This window comes from Dehalococcoidia bacterium, assembly GCA_035574915.1.
Taxonomy (GTDB): Bacteria; Chloroflexota; Dehalococcoidia; order DSTF01; family WHTK01; genus DATLYJ01.
The window spans coordinates 1-16,334 of the sequence record DATLYJ010000094.1 but is presented as its reverse complement, the minus strand read 5'-3'; the positions used below and the strand labels follow the sequence as shown (position 1 = coordinate 16,334).

General features: G+C 68.7%; 18 protein-coding genes. 8 read left to right on the top strand and 10 right to left on the bottom strand.

Annotated features, from left to right (window positions below; genetic code table 11):
• Nucleotides 1–96: 96 nt before the first annotated feature.
• On the bottom strand, nt 97–1,632 hold the full coding sequence (gene rny, locus VNN10_09015) for a ribonuclease Y (GenBank protein HXH22158.1): 1,536 nt from the start codon (nt 1,630–1,632) through the stop codon (nt 97–99).
• Nucleotides 1,633–1,866: 234 nt separating this feature from the next.
• Entirely contained in the window at nt 1,867–2,580 is a 714-nt protein-coding gene (nth, locus tag VNN10_09010; GenBank protein HXH22157.1) for an endonuclease III, read from the bottom strand.
• A 121-nt stretch (nt 2,581–2,701) separates the two neighbouring features.
• Between nth and selD the strand changes: the two genes are divergently transcribed.
• From selD to VNN10_08990, 4 genes are all read left to right on the top strand, one after another.
• Nucleotides 2,702–3,745, top strand: coding sequence for a selenide, water dikinase SelD (gene selD, locus VNN10_09005; GenBank protein ID HXH22156.1), 1,044 nt, complete (start codon nt 2,702–2,704; stop codon nt 3,743–3,745).
• 228 nt (nt 3,746–3,973) lie between these two features.
• Nucleotides 3,974–4,894 (top strand): HEAT repeat domain-containing protein, encoded by a 921-nt coding sequence (locus VNN10_09000; protein HXH22155.1) that lies wholly within the window; start codon nt 3,974–3,976, stop codon nt 4,892–4,894.
• On the top strand, nt 4,894–5,349 hold the full coding sequence (locus VNN10_08995) for an NUDIX hydrolase (protein ID HXH22154.1): 456 nt from the start codon (nt 4,894–4,896) through the stop codon (nt 5,347–5,349). Before VNN10_09000 ends, VNN10_08995 begins: the two co-directional genes overlap by 1 nt.
• Nucleotides 5,346–5,897 carry a GNAT family N-acetyltransferase gene (locus tag VNN10_08990; GenBank protein ID HXH22153.1) on the top strand — a complete coding sequence of 184 codons (552 nt, stop codon included), beginning with the start codon at nt 5,346–5,348 and terminating at the stop codon, nt 5,895–5,897. The genes VNN10_08995 and VNN10_08990 overlap by 4 nt, the downstream gene beginning before the upstream one ends.
• Before the next feature lie 91 nt (nt 5,898–5,988).
• Here the strand turns inward: VNN10_08990 and VNN10_08985 are convergent, their stop codons facing one another.
• Nucleotides 5,989–6,903: a metal ABC transporter substrate-binding protein gene (locus VNN10_08985; GenBank protein ID HXH22152.1), complete on the bottom strand. Its 915-nt coding sequence runs from the start codon at nt 6,901–6,903 to the stop codon at nt 5,989–5,991.
• 78 nt (nt 6,904–6,981) lie between these two features.
• Nucleotides 6,982–7,416 (bottom strand): Fur family transcriptional regulator, encoded by a 435-nt coding sequence (locus VNN10_08980; protein HXH22151.1) that lies wholly within the window; start codon nt 7,414–7,416, stop codon nt 6,982–6,984.
• Between the two features lie 84 nt (nt 7,417–7,500).
• Between VNN10_08980 and VNN10_08975 the strand changes: the two genes are divergently transcribed.
• The 3 genes from VNN10_08975 (at nt 7,501) to VNN10_08965 (ending at nt 8,971) form a co-directional block, all read left to right on the top strand.
• Nucleotides 7,501–7,758, top strand: a complete 258-nt coding sequence (locus VNN10_08975; protein HXH22150.1) for a zinc ribbon domain-containing protein — start codon at nt 7,501–7,503, stop codon at nt 7,756–7,758.
• Nucleotides 7,759–7,922: 164 nt separating this feature from the next.
• Nucleotides 7,923–8,744, top strand: a complete 822-nt coding sequence (locus VNN10_08970; GenBank protein ID HXH22149.1) for an enoyl-CoA hydratase-related protein — start codon at nt 7,923–7,925, stop codon at nt 8,742–8,744.
• Between the two features lie 5 nt (nt 8,745–8,749).
• A complete protein-coding gene (locus VNN10_08965) occupies nt 8,750–8,971 on the top strand; it encodes a glutaredoxin family protein (GenBank protein HXH22148.1) in 222 nt (73 codons plus the stop codon).
• 89 nt (nt 8,972–9,060) lie between these two features.
• Here VNN10_08965 and VNN10_08960 read toward each other — a convergent pair whose 3' ends face one another.
• From VNN10_08960 to VNN10_08935, 6 genes are all read right to left on the bottom strand, one after another.
• On the bottom strand, nt 9,061–9,195 hold the full coding sequence (locus tag VNN10_08960; GenBank protein ID HXH22147.1) for a hypothetical protein: 135 nt from the start codon (nt 9,193–9,195) through the stop codon (nt 9,061–9,063).
• A 36-nt stretch (nt 9,196–9,231) separates the two neighbouring features.
• Nucleotides 9,232–9,843 carry a methyltransferase domain-containing protein gene (locus VNN10_08955; GenBank protein HXH22146.1) on the bottom strand — a complete coding sequence of 204 codons (612 nt, stop codon included), beginning with the start codon at nt 9,841–9,843 and terminating at the stop codon, nt 9,232–9,234.
• A gap of 32 nt (nt 9,844–9,875) precedes the next feature.
• On the bottom strand, nt 9,876–10,436 hold the full coding sequence (locus tag VNN10_08950; protein ID HXH22145.1) for an OsmC family protein: 561 nt from the start codon (nt 10,434–10,436) through the stop codon (nt 9,876–9,878).
• A gap of 58 nt (nt 10,437–10,494) precedes the next feature.
• Nucleotides 10,495–11,367, bottom strand: coding sequence for a hypothetical protein (locus tag VNN10_08945; protein HXH22144.1), 873 nt, complete (start codon nt 11,365–11,367; stop codon nt 10,495–10,497).
• Nucleotides 11,368–11,421: 54 nt separating this feature from the next.
• Nucleotides 11,422–14,070 (bottom strand): AAA family ATPase, encoded by a 2,649-nt coding sequence (locus tag VNN10_08940; GenBank protein ID HXH22143.1) that lies wholly within the window; start codon nt 14,068–14,070, stop codon nt 11,422–11,424.
• Between the two features lie 66 nt (nt 14,071–14,136).
• Nucleotides 14,137–15,114 (bottom strand): succinylglutamate desuccinylase/aspartoacylase family protein, encoded by a 978-nt coding sequence (locus tag VNN10_08935; protein HXH22142.1) that lies wholly within the window; start codon nt 15,112–15,114, stop codon nt 14,137–14,139.
• A 128-nt stretch (nt 15,115–15,242) separates the two neighbouring features.
• On the opposite strand from VNN10_08935, the gene VNN10_08930 reads away from it, so the two are divergent.
• A complete protein-coding gene (locus VNN10_08930) occupies nt 15,243–16,097 on the top strand; it encodes a hypothetical protein (protein ID HXH22141.1) in 855 nt (284 codons plus the stop codon).
• Nucleotides 16,098–16,334 lie beyond the last annotated feature (237 nt).

Genomic DNA, 16,334 nt, shown 5'->3' with positions numbered 1-16,334 from the left:
CCATGGCCGACTCCGCGGCGCCGCGTCAGCAACTGCGGACTTCCCAGCACTCTGAAAGCCCCCTCTCCGCCGCGGAGAGAGGGCTGGGCTGAGGTCTCACCGGGCGTACTCGGTGGCGCGCGTCTCCCGGACGACGGTGACCTTGATCTGGCCCGGGTACTCCATCGTCTCCTCGATCTTCTTGCTCACGTCACGCGCGAGGCGCATCGAGCCCAGGTCGTCGATCTCTTCCGGTTTGACGATGATGCGCACTTCGCGGCCAGCCTGGATTGCGAACGCTTTCTCGACCCCAGGGAAGCTCGTGGCGACTGTCTCCAGCGCCTCGAGGCGCTTGATGTAGGACTCCAGCGATTCCATGCGGGCGCCGGGCCGGCCGCCACTGATGGAGTCAGCGACCTGGACGATGATCGCCTCGATGGTCGAAGGCTGCACCTCCTCGTGGTGGGCCTCGATGCAGTGAGCCACCGCCTCCTGGACGCCGAAGCGCCTTGCCAGGTCGGCGCCAAGCAGGGCGTGGGTGCCCTCGACCTCCCGGTCGATAGCCTTGCCGAGGTCATGGAGGAGGGCGCCGCGGCGAGCGACGTTCACGTCGGCGCCGAGCTCGCGGGCCAGCATGGCGGCGATGTGCGCGGACTCCACAGCGTGCATGAGCTGGTTCTGCCCGTAGCTGGTGCGGTACTTGAGCCGCCCCAGCGTGCGCACGATCTCCGGATGGAGGCCCGGGCAGTTGGCTTTGAGGGCGGCCTCCTCGCCGGCGAGCTTGATCTCGTTCTCGATCTCAGCCCGGCACTTTTCGACAACCTCTTCGATCCGCGTCGGGTGGATGCGGCCATCAGAAATGAGCCGGGTCAGGGCGAGGCGGGCGACCTCGCGGCGGACGCCGTCGAAGCCCGACAGCATCACGGCGTCGGGCGTATCGTCGATGATCAGGTCGATGCCCGTGGCATGCTCGAGGGCGCGGATGTTGCGGCCCTCGCGGCCAATGATGCGGCCCTTCATTTCCTCGCTGGGGATGGGCACGACCGTGACCGTGGACTCGGAGACGGCCTCGGCAGACATGCGCTGGACGGTCGCGGTCAAAATCTCGCGGGCGCGCATGGCGCCGTCCTCGCGGGCGCGGGACTCCATCTCGCGGACTATGCGGTTGGCTTCCTCCCTGACCTCGCCCTCGATCTCGGCCAGGAGGATGCCCCGCGCCTCCTGGGTGGTAAGGTGCGCGACGCGCTCGATCTCAGCCACCCTCTGGCGCTGGAGGTCCTCGAGCTTCGCCCGGGCTTCTTCCAGGTGCTGCTCACGCTCCGCGACGGCGCGATCCCGTCTTTCGAGGGCCTCCGCCTTGCGGTCCAGGTTCTCTTCTTTTTGGAGTACGCGCTCTTCGAGTCTGAGGACTTCCTGCCGCCGTTCTTTGGCCTCGGCCTCGGCCTGGGCGCGGATGCGGATCGCCTCCTCCTTCGCTTCGAGGAGAAGCTCCTTTTCCCTGGTCTGCGCTTCGGCGATAATCCGCGCCGCGTCGGCTTCGGCGGCGGCTAGCTTACCTTTCTCCCTTCGTTCCCTGAGAGCGATTCCGAGAAGAGCCCCTAGCACCATCCCGAGGACGCCGGCAACGACGCCCACGACGATAGCTAGAAGCATTTCGGCACTTCCTTTCTCGATTCAGTCCTTTCGTACTGCTACGCGACCCGGGATTCCGGAGTCGCGGGCACTTGTTTCGAATCTATTTCGATCATAGGTGCGGCCTATTTGGAGTGTCAACGAACGGCTAAGCCAGCCAATGGCTGCCTGCTGGCGTGCGGCATGGAGCCGGCGGCGCTTGCGACCCGGCCGGTCCTGCCCCGGGCCATGACGTCGAGAGCGGCGGCCGCGCGGTTAGCGCCGCCCCAGGGTCGGCGTGTCACGCTTGGCCAGCGCCCGAGCCGCCTCAAACTCCTGGCCCGCGGGGCAGCGGTCGAGCAGCGGGCAGCGGGCGCAGGCCGGGTTGCGGGCCGCGCAAGTGTGGCGGCCGTGCCTGATCAGCATGACGTGGAACAGGTACTGGTCGCCCGGGGGCACCAGCGCCTCGAGAGCGTCCTGGGCCTTCTCCGGCGTGAGCTTGCTTGAGATGAGGCCGAGGCGGATGGCGACGCGATAGACGTGCGTATCTACGGGGAGGGCGGGCTTCCCGAGCGCGAAGAGCAGCACACAGGCCGCCGTCTTTGGCCCGACGGCCGGCAACGTCCGCAGCCAGGCCCGCGCCTCCGCGTCTGACATCTCGCGCAGGAACGACAGGTCGAAGCCGCGGGCGCGGTCGCGGACCTCGGCGAGCATCGCCTTCAGCCGCGGCGCCTTCGTCGGCGCCAGGCCGCCGGGCCGGATGGCGTCGACCACCTCATCGAGAGGGGCGTCCAGCACGGCCTGCCAGTCCGGGAAACGCAGCAACAAGCGGGCGAAGGCCCGGCCGGAGTTGGTGTCGGCCGTGTTCTGCGAGAGCAACGTCAGCACCAGTTCGGCTACCGGGTCGCCGTGCGGCCGCCACTCCGGCCTGCCGTAGAGGGCTGTGAGGCGGGTGAGGACCTCGTGCGGGGAGAGAGGCGCAGCGGACATGGCGCGTACAGAGTGCAGGCCGCGGAGGGGAGAGGGAAGGGGCCTTGCCCGGCGATAGGCCTTGGGCCTCCGCACTCTGTACTCTGTACTCGGCGCTGTCCGCCGGAAGGGAGGTGATCTCATGACGCGCGACCAGGTCCGTCTGACCTCTCTCGCCTCGTGCGCGGGTTGAGCCGGCAAGGCCGGTCCCGGCGTACTGGCGCAGGTCCTGCGCCCACTGCGAGAGCTGTTCAAGCCTGAAGAGCACCCGCGGCTGCTCGTCGGCATTGCCGATGACGCCGCCGTCTATGAGATCGACTCCGACACGGCGGTGGTGCAGACGCTGGACTTCTTCCCCCCCGTGGTCGACGACCCCTGGACGTTTGGCGCGATTGCTGCTGCCAACGCCATGTCCGACGTCTATGCGATGGGCGGTGAGGTGGTGCTCGCCCTCAACATTGCCGCTTTCCCGGAGGACTTCCCGCCGGACGTGATGGCGGAGGTCTTCCGTGGCGGCGCCGATAAGGTCCAGGAAGCAGGAGGGGTAGTCGCAGGCGGCCACACGATCATTGACGCGGAGCCCAAGTACGGCCTTTCGGTGATGGGCATCGTCCACCCCAGGCGCGTGCTCTCGAAGGCTGGCGCCAGGCCGGGCGACGCGCTGGTGCTGACGAAGGCCCTGGGGACCGGGCTGATCCTGACGGCGGCCAAACGTGACGAAGTGGAGCCGGCACACCTGGAGGCGGCGGTCCAGAGCATGCTGCGCCTCAACCGCCACGCCTCCCACCTGGCGCGCGAGGCCGGCGCCACGGCGCTGACGGACGTGACCGGCTATGGCATCGCCGGTCATGCGCTGGAGATTGCCGCGCGCAGTGGCGTGCAGGTGCTGGTGAAGGCGGAGTCGCTGCCGCTCCTGCCGGGCGCGATCGAGTACGCGCGCGCCGGCGTCGATTTCGGCGGCCAACGCCGTAACCGCGAGCAGCTTGCCGAGCGCGTGAGCATTGCCGATGACCTGCCGGAGGAAATGGTGCGCGTCCTGTTCGACCCGCAGACCTCCGGCGGCCTGCTCATCTCCGTGCCCGGCGAGAACGTCGTTCCCCTCATCGCCGCTCTCACCGGCGAGGGCTGGCCCGCAGCGGTGGTCGGCGAGGTCTGGGAAGGGTCGGGTTTGGTGGTCGAGCCCTAGCCCGCGAGCGCGGGGAAAAGGGCGCGCCGCACGATGAGCTGGCTTGAGTCTGAGGGCCGTCGGCGGCCGAACCGTGGCTGCCGGCACCACTTCTCCCATGGCAGAGGCGACGCCAGTGACACTCCGGCCCCGGACGGGACCTGCCGGGGCCCGACGCCCTGGTTTGACAGCGATCTGGGGGCTGCATACGCTGAGTTTGGGCCGTTGAGGCCCGTGGAGCCTCTCTCTATGGCCTTCGAAGATAGCCTTCGTGACCTTGCGGACCCGAACAAGCGCCTGGGGTCCCAGCAACTGATCAGCTTCGGCGACCTTTCGCGCGAGGAGTCGGAGAGGTTTGCGGAGACCTGGAGTGAGGTGGAGCCCAGGCGCCGTCTCAGGGTGCTCTCCGACCTGACCGACCTGGCGGAGGACAACGTCGAACTGAACTTCGACGCCGTGTTCAAGCTGGGCCTGGACGACGAAGACGCAGAGGTGCGCGCGGCTGCCATCCAGGGCCTCTTCGAGTACGAGAACCCGGACATCATCCCGCGGCTGGCGGAGATGTTGCGCGAAGACCCCAACACGGAGGTCCGCCTGCAGAGCGCTATCGCGCTCGGCCGGTATGCGCTGGCCGCGGAGTTCGACCGGCTGTCGGAGCGCGATTCCCAGGCCGTGAGGGACGCGCTGACGGCGTCCGTGGAGGACCTCGAGGAGGACGAGTTCGTCCGCGCGCGCGCGATCGAGGCTCTCGGGGCAATGAGCGGGGAAGACACCCAGAACCTCATCGAGAGCATTTACGAGGAGGGTGACAGCCTGCCGCTGCGCATCGGCGCCGTGGACGCGATGGGACGGAGTTGCGATGAGGTCTGGCTTCCCATCGTGCTCCAGGAGTTGCAGAGCCCCGCGCCGCAGATGCGCCACGCGGCCGCCTTCGCCGCCGGCTCCATCGGGGACGAGGAGGCCGTGGCGCCACTGGCCGAGATGGCGCGCGGCGATCCCGACCAGGAGGTGCAGCGCGCGGCGATCGCAGCGCTGGGCGAGATCGGCGGCCAGCGGGCGCGGGTGGCCCTCAAGAACCTCCTCTTCGAAGGCGACGATGACCTGCGCGACGACATCCAGGTGGCGCTCTCGACTATGGACTTCGGCGACGACCCGCTGGGGATGCTTTAGTGGCGAAGCTGCGTACGGAGAGGGTGGTGTCCGCCGGGGGCGTCGTCTGGCGGCGGGCCGGCGACCAGGTCGAGGTGCTCCTTTGCGGCCGGCACGCCGACAACCTCTGGGCGCTGCCGAAGGGCACGCCCGAGCCGGGTGAGAGCATCGAGCAGGCGGCATTGCGCGAGGTGCGGGAGGAGACCGGCGTCACGGTCGAAGCCGAGCAGCGGATCGGGGAGATCAACTACTGGTTCGCGCGGCCTGAGCAGGGCGTGCGCTACTTCAAGACCGTGCATCACTTCCTCATGCGGCCGACGGGCGGCGACCCGGCGCTGCACGACCACGAGTTCGACGAAGTAAGATGGGTGCCTGTCCGCGAGGCGGAGAAGTTGATGACTTACGCCAACGAGGTCCAGGTGCTGCGACAGGCGCTCAACCTGATCCGGGAACGGGAGGCCGAGGCGGCATCGTGAGCACGGCGGTCGAGGGTGAGGTGGCGCGCGGCCAGCTGGTGGTGCTGCGCACGAAGACTATCGCCGATGCGCGCCAGGACTACGAGTGGCGCTGCGATCCGGAACTCGCGACCTTCGACGCCGCGCGCCCCTTTGGCGGCACTTTCTCGGAGTACATGGCGATCTTCGGCGACGAGCTCGCCTATCCGAGCCCATACCGCCGGACGCTCGCGGTCGAGGACCTCCAGGGCAGGCACATCGGCAACGTGATGTACTACAACGTCGACTACCAGCGGCGAGAGGCCGAGATCGGCGTCACCATCGGCCTGCGGGAGTACTGGGGCCGCGGCTACGGGACGGACCTGATCCGGACGTTCGTACGTTACCTGTTCGAGAACAGCGTGCTGGAGCGCATCTACCTGAAGACGCTGGACTGGAACGTGCGCGCCCACCGCTGCTTCGAGAAGGCAGGCTTCAAACGCTACGGCACCTCGCGCCGCGGCGAATACAGCTTCGTCCTGATGGACATCCGCAAGGACGAAGTGCTGGCCGACCCTGACCCGCCCTGACGATCGCTTTCCGGGTGCGAGGCGCCGGGGCCGGTAGCGACGGGAGGCTGCAGGGCGCGGCGCAGTCAGTCGCGAGCGCCGGGGCGGCTGGCTAGCAGTCCTTCAGCGCCTCGACGATCTTCTTCGTATTCGCCTCCATCATCGAGATGTAGGTGGCGCCGTCGCTGCCCCGCGGCCCCAGAGAGTCGCCGTAGAGGTCGTCGACTACCCTGACGCCGGCTTCGCGTCCGACCTGGCGGATGAGCGAGGGGTTGATGGACGTCTCGGCGAATATGGCCGGGACGCGCGCGTCGCGGATCTTGCGGACGATGTCGGCGACGTCGGCGGCGGAAGGCCGCGCCTCGGACGAGAGGCTGGGGATGACGCTGCCGATGACCTCGAAGCCATACAGGAGGGCGAAGTAGCCCAGCGTGTCGTGGTTCGTGACCAGCTTGCGGCAGCGCTCCGGCACCTGCGCGACCGCCGCGCGGATGCGCGCGTCGAGCGCGTCCAGCTCCTGGAGGTAGCGGGCGGCATTCTCGCGGTATGCGGCCTCGTTCGCCGGGTCGGCGCGGACGAAGGCGTCGCGGATGTTCTCGACCATGAGCCTGGCGTTGCTGACCGAGAACCAGACGTGCGGGTCGTGGCCTCCGGCCTCGAGGTCGCTCGTCAGGGCATCGGGGCCGTCGCGCAGGGGGATGCCCCTGGTGACGACGACCAGGCGGGATGGGTCGCGTTCGGCCGCCTTGAGGACGAAGAGGTCCAGACCGAGGCCGTTTCGCAGGATGAGGTCGGCGCGGTCGATGTCGCGCGTCTGGCTGGGCGAGAGGGAGAAGTCGTGGGCGTCCTGGTTCGGCTTGAGGAGCACGGTGAGGTCGATGAGGTCTCCCCCGACAGCGCGGGCGAAGTCGCCGATCTGGGTAGTGGTGGCGATGACGCGCAGCCGGCCATTCGCTTCGTCGTCGCGGTCAGCAGTGCAGGCGGACAGGAGGAGAGCGAGGAGGACCAGGGCTAAATGAGACTTCATATCAATTAGGCCGACTGTAGGCGACCCCGGGGGCGAGCGTCAAGGGGCCGGGCGCGGCGCGCGGCCTCCGCGGCCGTCCTAGCCGCCGATAGGAGAGGACTTACAGGTAGGGCAGATGCCGTATATCTCGATCCGGTGACCGACGACGTCGTAGTCGGTAGCGTCGCGGACGCTGCTGATGACGTCGTCCACGCCACAGCGGCCGATGTCTTCGGTCGCGCCGCAACCGAGGCACACCAGGTGGTGGTGGTGCACTTTGTGGCTCATGCGGTAGGCAACGGAGCCATCGCCGAGGACGACCTTGCACACCAGGCCCTGGTCGAGCAGCAGCTTCAGCGTGCGATAGACCGTGGCGCGCCCTACGGCGGCGAGGTCCGCGGCCAGCTCTTCAGCCGTGAAGTTTCCGTCGCGCGCGACCAGCCACTCGATGACTCGATGACGCGGCGCCGTGATCTTGAAGCCCTGGCCGCGGAGGTCTTCGAGGAGGGGACGCGTGTCGGAGGCCATTGCCATGCGCCCATTCTACGCGAGGCGGCTGGGCCTGGCGTCCCGGTGCGCTGGCCGCTGGCGGCGGGCGCTGTTACCATCGGCGCAGAGATGCCAAGATACGACTTTCGTTGCCCCCGCTGTGGTCTCGAGTTCGAGGTTTCGCGTCCGTTCAGCCAGGCTACGGACCCGGCCAACTGCCCCAACGACGGCACGCAAGCGGAGCGCGTGTTCAGCATGCCGATGACGTTCGTGAAGGGGAGCGAGAGTTCGCCGCCCTCGGATTCGTCGCCGTCCTCTGGTGACGGCGGCCATAGCCACGGTCACGGACACGGCCACACGCACGGCCCGGGCGGTCACACGCACTGAGGACGGCTTTCGGTTGGGGCTGGCCGGCTTGCCGGCCAGAGGGATGGCAGGGCGTGCCCGGCTCCCGCCCGGTAGCCGCGAGCGTCGTCAGGCGCGGCGGGGCGTGGTGGACACTTGCGACGGGCCGGCGGAGAATGCGGCTTACCTGAATCAGGAGGCCGCCCATGTCCTACGAGACGATCATCTACGAGCCGGGCCTGGTGGCGCGGGTGATCATGAACAGGCCCGAGTACCGTAACGCCCAGAGCCGCGTGATGATCGAAGAGCTGGATGACGCCTTCCGGCGCGCCGAGCTCGACCATGACGTGCGCGTTGTGGTGTTTTCGGGCAACGGCCCCTGCTTCTCGGCCGGCCACGACATCGGGTCGCCGCCGGAGATGGCGGACCGGGAGCGGCGCGGGTATCCGAAGAGCCGGGGCGAGCGCTACGCGCGCTCGGAGGAGCTTTTCCTGAACGCCACGATGCGCTGGCGCAACCTGCGTAAGCCGACAATCGCGATGGTCCACGGCTACTGCATCTTCGGCGGCTACATGTTCGCTGCGGCCATGGACCTCGTCTTCGCCTCGGACGACGCGCTGTTTCTGCCATCGCAGCTGCAGTACTTCAGCGCGCCCTGGGACTTCGGGCCCAAGAAGGCGAAAGAGATCCTGTTCGAGAACCGCTTCCTGACGGCAGAAGAGGCGAAGGAGCTGGGCTTCGTGAACCGGGTCTACCCTCGAGAAGACCTCGAGCGGGAGACGCTGGCCTACGCGGAGAGCTGCGCCCAGAACTCGGAGCTGGCCCTCCGCCTGCTGAAGTTCTCGATAAACCAGGCCTGGGACATCCAGGGCTACCAGGCCGCCGTCACCGGCGCTTACCACACCTACGTTACGAGCGCTACGGGCTTCGCCGCGGAGGGTGAGGGAGCCCGGCGGACGCCGGAGGGCCGGCGGCGCCTGCCGGGCGTCGACGCCGCTTTCAAGAAGACGCAGCTCAAGGAGAGGTAGCAAAAGTGACGGAAGGGCCCAGGACTATCCTCTACACGACGCCGAACTGCAGCGGCTGCGACCGGGCGCGTGAGCGCCTCATCGCCGCCGGGGAGGAGTTCGAGGAACGCAGCGTCATGGCGAAGCAGGAGTGGTTCGACGAGGTGCTGAAGTACTCGATTTCGGTGCCGGTGATAGTGCGCGGCGACAAGGTGGAAGTGCCGCGGGGCGGCTGCCCGATCTACTGACCCCCTTGCCGGACTGCGGCGAGCGGTCCGGCCGGTATGAAAACAGTGAGGCCACCCGGACGGGTGGCCTCACTACTGCGTCGCCCTCGCTATTCCGGCTTTCGGGCTGTGAACGTGACGCCCCGGGTGTCGAAGTCCTTCGCGTCGGACTCGTGCTTGGAGCCGGAGAAGACGTCGACTTCGCGGCCCCAGCGGACGTCCGTGAAGCCCACGGTGCTCAGCACCCACTCCCACTCTGCGTACAGCAGAGCTCCGGCAATTCAGCCGGACCAGAGGTCGATGTCGTCTTTGGCGTCCTGGGGCACCTCCTTGTGGACGATGATGTCACCGATCTGGAAGCGGCCCCCGGGCCTGAGCACGCGCCAGACCTCGCGCATGACCTGGGCCTTGTCGGGGCAGAGGTTGATCACGCCGTTGCTGATCACGACATCAACGGAGCCGTCTTCGACAGGCAAGTCTTCCGCAAAGCCACGCCTGACTTCGACGTTGCCGAGGCCCATGGCCCGGGCGCCGCGCGCCGTCTTCTGCAGCATGGCCTCCGTCATGTCGATGGCGATGACCCTGCCCTCGGGGCCGACCTCCAGCGCGGCCAGGAGGGTGTCGAAGCCCGCGCCGCAACCGACGTCCAGGACCGTCTCGCCGGGCCGGAGCCTGCCGACGGAGAAGGGGTTGCCGGTGCCCGCGAAGGAGTCGACGACCTCGGCCGGCAGGCTCTCGACCTGCTGGTCTGAGTAGCCGAGCATGCGGGCCAGAGGACGGCCGGTATGGAAGTGGAAGCCCTTCTCGGGCTGAAGCGCGACGTCCGTGTACTTCGCCCGCACCTGCTCGCGCAGGGTCTCGACATCCACTCTGGCTGGCGCTACCGGTTTCATCCCCGTCACCTCCTGGTCGCTAGTCTTCCCCATCAGTCCGCGAGCTGGACCGAGACCGGCACAGGGTTGCGCACGATGTCGAGGACGGGCGACGTCTTCTGGACGTAGGCGCAGAGCTCCTCGATCTTGTCGCGCGGCGCGTCCGCATCCACGTGGTACTTCACGGTGATACCGCTGTAGCCGGGGCGGATGGTGTCGGACAGGCCAAGGAAGCCGTGCAGGTCGAGGTCACCCTCGAGGTCGAAGGACAGCGAGCGCACGGTGATGCCCTGCGCGGCGGCGTTATACACGAAGCCGACGGCGAGGCAGGAGGCGATGGCGTGAAGGACCGCCTCGACGGCGTTGGGGCCGGCGTTGGCGCCCAGCAGCACGGGCGGTTCGTCGCCGATCAGTGTGAAGGGCTGCTGCCGCGACGTGTCCTCCTGGCCGGCGCCGTAGAAGCCCTGGATTGTGGTCTTGCTGCGACCACCACCTTCCCAGACCGTGCTGGCCCGGAACTTGAAGCGGGCAAGGTCCGGGTTCTGCTTGATGGCGCCGATGGTCTCGATCAGTTGCGAGACGTTGACGCCGTTGAGAGTCGTTGCCGTTGTCATGGTTACCCTCCCGATGTCGTGGTAGCCGGCTGTCCTGGCAGCCGCAGGCACACCCTAATCAGGCGGGCTTCCCCGGGGCTTCCCCGGCGCTTCCTTCCGGCTTCGCCTCGCCGTCCTTGCCGAGGAGGGTGCGAGCCTTCTGGGCGCGCCCGACGGCCCCGAGCTCCCGGTAGAGGGCGACGGCGCGGGCAAGCGCCCCTTCGGCGGCGGAGACGGGCGCCGGGGCCAATTGCAGCGCTTCGGCGAGCCTCTCGAGGGCGAGCCCCTGCTCGTACGGCTGGCCGAGGTCCTCGAACTGTGCGGCGGCCTCCTGGGAATGGAAGGCGGCTGCTTCGGCGTCCCGGCGGGCCAGGGCGAGGAGGCCAAGGAGGTATCGGGCGGTGGCGAGCCAGGACCGGCTGCCGAAGGCGCGCGCCGTTTCCTCTGCCTTGCGGCAGGACTCTTCGGCCAGATCAAGGTCGCCGTGAGCGATGTAAATCGGCACGGCTGCCGGGTAGAGCAAGACGTCGCAGCCGGCGCAGTCTCCGACGACGCGCTGCGTGGCGAAGCCTCGGGCCAGGAAGCGGGTCGCTTCGGCGAGTTCGCCGGCCTCGTAGCGGTTGAGGGCCAGGCTGGAGTAGATGCGGCCGAGGCTGTGGGCCTTGACCAGGGGGCTGTCCGACGTGCGCGCCGTCTCGAGCGCAGCGAGCAGACGCTTGTGGGCCTGCTCGTACAAGCCGACGGCGGTCTCGATCTGCGCGAGGCGTTGCTCGCCCAGGACCTCCCCGAAAGCGCCGCCGAAGTCGCGACAGAGCGCGATGCTGCGGTTGAAGGCCTTTACGCTCTCCGGCCATCGACCACGGAGCTGCAGGACAGCGCCCAGGGCGTGATGGCACAGCGCCAGGGCGCGAGAACCGCCGACGCGCTCGGCCCTGGCGAGGGTCTCGCGCACGAGGCCTTCGACTTCCGGGAGGGGCCGATCACCGTACAGGTGATACTCCCACAGTCAGAGATGCGCCTCGAAGGCCTCGTCGATGTTGAAGCCGGGTATGGCGAGCGCCTGGCGCGCAAGCTCGAACTCGACGCCACGGCGCCAGTCGCCGAGGGAGTGGCAGGCGAGCGCCATCACCTCGTACGCCTGGGCCTGCTCGGCCGGCTCGCCGGCAGCGTTGGCCGCGAGCAGGGAGCGCTCGGCGGCTTCGAGCGCGGCGCGGTGCTCGCCGCTGTGCCAGTGCAGCTGGGCCAGCAGGTAGTAGGTGCGCGACACGACCTGGACGGGAGATTGCTCCGTGAGGTCCTTCAGGGTGGAGGTGATCAACTCCTTCGCGAGGTCGGCGCGGCCGAGCATTATGAGGCCGAGCGCTGTCTTGCCGCGGGCGCGGGTCGCGCCTTCGCTGTCGCCAGCGGCAGCGAAGACTGCAGCCGCTTCCTGGAACAGATCGACACTGTGCGCCGTCCTGCCCCGTCTCCGCTCGATATCGCCCAGAGACTCGAGGAGGCCGGCCAGACCGGCGCCGTCGAGAGCGCCAGGGTGCTGGCGGGCAATAGTGAGCGCCTGCTCGTAAAGGACGGCGGCGTTGTCGTTGGCGTAGACCGCCGCGGCGCGGCGGGCGGAATCGAGGAGAAACCCGAGGCCTTTCGCGGGCTCATCGCTCAGGGCATAATGCCGGCCCACGGCCTCGACGTCGGCGTCGGACGGCTTTGCCCGGGCAGCGGCATCCTCGAGGAGGCGCGCTATGGTCCTGTGCAGGACCTGCCTTCGGGCCCGGGTGAGCCCGGAATAGATAGCCTCGCGCAGCAGGTCGTGGCGGAACTTGTAACCGTCCGGCGTCTCCTCGAGGACCGAGGCCTCGATGCACTCCTCCAGGGCTTCGAGCGCTTCGCGTTCGCCCAGGCCGAGCGCCGCGCTGAGCAAGGGGAACTCTATGTCTTTGCCGTAGACGGCGGCGAGCTGGAGCTCCGCCTGCGCGGTGGGGCTGAGCCGCCGGAGCCGCATGTCCAGGAGGTCCTTCACGGCGGAGGGCACTGGCGCTTCGCCTGAGCCGCGGCGCTCCCATCGTCCGTCGACCAGGCGTGCCCAACCCTCCTGGACGAATGTGTGCACGATCTCGCTGGCGAAGAACGGGTTGCCCTCGGCGCGGGAAATGACCTCGCGCACCAACTGAGGATGCACGGGGCCGGGCGCGAGAAGCTGCTCCACGAGCAACGACATCGACTGCTGGTCCAGCGGCGCCAGGTCGACCTCGATCGTCAACCGGTCCCGGCGCAGGCTGGTCAGCAATTCGGCCAGCCGGGCCTGCTGTTCCGCCTCGTCGCTGCGGAAGGTACACACGAGGAGGACCCTCTCGGCCGCAATGCGGCGGGCGAGGAAGTGGAGGAGGCGTATGGTCTCGTCGTCCGCTTCGTGCACGTCGTCGAAGGCGAGGACGAGGGTCTGCGAGCGCGACAGGAGCTGGACCAGCTTGTGCGCTTCTCCGAACAGCTCGGACTGGAAGGAGTGAGGCTCGCGCGAGGTCTCGTCGCCCGTGGCTGATTCGAAGTTGACGCGGCGGAGGTAGAGCGAGTGGCGCACGAACTCGCCCGCCCCGGGCTGGCCGGAGGCGAGCGAGATTACATCTCGTATGGGCTGATACGGGACCGTCGCTTCCATGTGGGAGCAGCGGGCCGAGAGGACGAGGCAGCCGGACTCTTCGGCGACGGCAAGGACGTGGCCCAGGAGGTGCGTCTTGCCCATGCCAGCTTCGCCGCTGACGAACAGCGCTCTGCCGGCGCCGCCGATAGCCGCCTCGAGCGCGCTTTCGGCGGCTTCCATCTCCCGCTCTCGCCCCAGGAGCGGACCAGGACGCCGCGCCTGACCGCGGGACGGCAGCGGCAGGGATTTATCTTCGCCCCCGGCAGGTTCCGAGCTGCCCAGCAGGCGTTCGTAGAGTGTGCGCGCGGCGGCCGAGGGCTCGGCCTGCAGTCCGTCCCGCAGGGCATCGCGCAGAGCCTGGTACTGCCGGAGCGCGCGGTGCCGGCTTCCCGAGGCGGCGTATAGCTCCATCAGCAGCAGGTGCGCCTCCTCGTGGAGGGGGTCGGAGCGCAGGAGCCTCTGTAGCGCCTCTATGGCGGCCGCCAGTCCGCCCACGGCGGCCCGGGCGCGGGCGAGAGCGAGCAGGACCTCCGCGACGAGGCCGCGAAGCTCTTCGCGAGGCGCCGCCGTCCAGTCCTCGAAGACGTCTTCGGGCAGGAGGTCGCCACCATAGGAGGCCGTGGCACTCTCCAGGAGCGCCGTGTCGCCGGCCGCGAGCGCGCGGCGCGCCAGGTCGCGGAAGCGGTCGGCGTCGACCTCGGTCCCGGGCGCGAGCCCAACGGCCTCGCCGCGGAGGGAGACGAGAGCATCGTGTACGCCGCGGTTCGCGAGGGCGGAGCGAATGTAGTGCAGGCTCTTGTGCAGGCTGTTCAGCGCCGCGGCCGGGTCTGCTTCCGGCCAGAGTAGTTCGAGGAGCTGTTCACGGTGCAGACGATGCTCGGGCGCCACCGCGAGGACTTTTATCAGCGATAGCGCGCGGCGCCGACTCCACGAGCCATCGAGGGCGAGCCTGCCGGAGTGGCGCAGCTCGAAGCGCCCGAGGACCGATATCGCGAAGCCGCTGCCCGTAGCCACGTCTGCCATGGCTGGATGCAATTGTAGCCGCGCGGCGGGACGCCTGCCGGCGGGTGGTCGAGGGTTCCGGCGTGCTTACGTGCCGAGGGCGCCGACCTGGCGAAGGAACTCCGTCAGCACCTCCACGTGCAGGGCGATGCGCCGTTCGAGCGATTGTTGCTGGCCCATCTCCACGAGGACGGCGATGACGCCGGGCACGTATGTCGAGAGCCCCAGGCTGGAGCGGCTGGCGCCGCCGGGGCCCCGCGGCGCCCCCGATGCGTCCAATTGCGTCGTTGTTTCGGGGACGCCCGGCGCCGCGGCCTGGTTCGAGCCAAAGCGGTCACGGAAGAAGAATTCCTCGTGAGGGTAGAGGATGCGCCGGTTGACGGCTTCGACCACCGCGCGCGAGATCTCCGAGGCCCTCTCCCCGTTCGTGCCAATGGTCTGACCGAGGAAGGCAGTGCCGTTCTGGGGGCGGTCCTTGTAAAAGGCCCAGGACTCGTGCATGTCAACCACGAGGCCGACCCGGAACTCGCGAATCGTCTCGACGATCTGGTGCGCGATCTGCTGCGCCGGCGTGCCATTGGGGTCGCCGGGGTAGGCGCGGTTGAGGTCGCCGATCTCGGGCGTGGTGCGCTCGAAGACCTCGGTGGCGACACGGTTGGCTCGAGGGATGACGAGCAGCGCGCCGGTATCGGGGCGGAGGCGGCTGACGATGCGCTCGGCGGCGAGCCAGCCGCCGGGCTCGTTGCCGTGGACTCCGCCCAGGGCGAGGGCGATGGGGCCAAGGCGGCCCGTGCCGAACACGTACAGGGGCGTCTCGTAGCGCGTGCCCGCCATCAGCAGGCGGCGCTCCTCTCCCTCGGCGACGACGAACGGCGGCTCGGGTGTCGGCGTCGGTGGGGGGACTTCGGTCGGTTCGGGGTCTGACGGAGGTAGGAGATCCGGGACCGAGGGACCGGGACCAGAGCAACCGGCGATGCTTACTGAAACCGGCAAGGCAGCGCCAATGGACGCGGCGAGCGCAAGCAACCGCCTGCGCGGGATGCCTGGCGGCGGTCGTTGGTCCATGATCTGTCGTTCAGTCTAACGGCAAGGGTCCGCGCTGCGAAGCCCGCTTCCGAGCGTCCCGCGTGCAGGTTTGTGCGCGCGGCACGGAAGGCGAGCGCGCCCCCGCGACCGTGTGTTACAAGTAGGCGATGCCGGGGATAGACCACCTCGAGGACCAGTCACTGTGGAGCGAGTCCGTCTACCTGGACTGCGTCAGCCCCGATGGCGAGACCGGCTTCGTCGTCCGGCTCTGCCGCTACCCGACGGAGCGGACGGGCTGGCTCTGGGCCCATGTCTTTCTCCCGGGAAAGGTCTTCGCTTACACGGACCACTACCTCGCCTGCCCGGAAAGCGTGACGGCCGTGGAAGCGCCAGACGTGCGCTACGACCTCGGGGCCGGGTCGCCGGTAGCGATGGACCGGGCCGGCCCGCGAGAGCAGCCGCGCTCGGCCTCCGTGCGGGTGCACTTTCAGGCGCATGCGGAGGCGCACCCGGGCCACGGACCCGGAAGCCATCACGTGCTGCTTAGCGGCTCCTTCCATCCCCTCAGCGCGTCGGGCACGAGCGTCGCCGGGCGAATCGAGCTCCTGGGCAGCGTCTCAGGCTTGGTGACGATCGACGACAGCGAATATGACCTCCTTGGCTTCGGGCAGTGGCACGAGCAGCACCAGGAGGGGCCACGCTTCCTGCGGCCCTTCACCTACGCCACGCTGCGCGGTGAGCGCCTTGCCTTCGTCGCGACGCGAGGCCCCCTGCGCGCGACGGGCTACGTCCGACGCGAAGGCGAGATCACGCCCGTAACGGCGTTCGACATCGGCCCCAGGGGCCCTCGCCGGGCGTTGCGGCTGGAGCTGGCGGACGGCACCGAGCTCCGGGGTGAGGCCCGGACCACGCACGAGTACTCGGTGCCGATCTACGATACCCGCCGGCCGGGGACGCTGGTGGTGGCGGAAGTGGGCGGGGAGAGGCTGTCCGGCTGCATCAACGACTTCATGCGGGAGTGAGTGCAAGGCGGGGTTGCGGCCGGAGCAGTCTGGCAAGGCAGGCGCTGTGCGTTTGCAGTTAACGAAAATCCCGTTATCATGTCCTCGTGGCCGCCATCCGCGAAGAAAACGCCGCCGAGCGCATAATCCGCCGTTTCGGCGGGCAGAGCGCGCTCGCGGCGCTGCTCGGGCGGCGCCAGAGCACGATCGAGCACTGGGCGCACACGGGGCGGATCCCGGCCCAGTGGCACCAGCCCC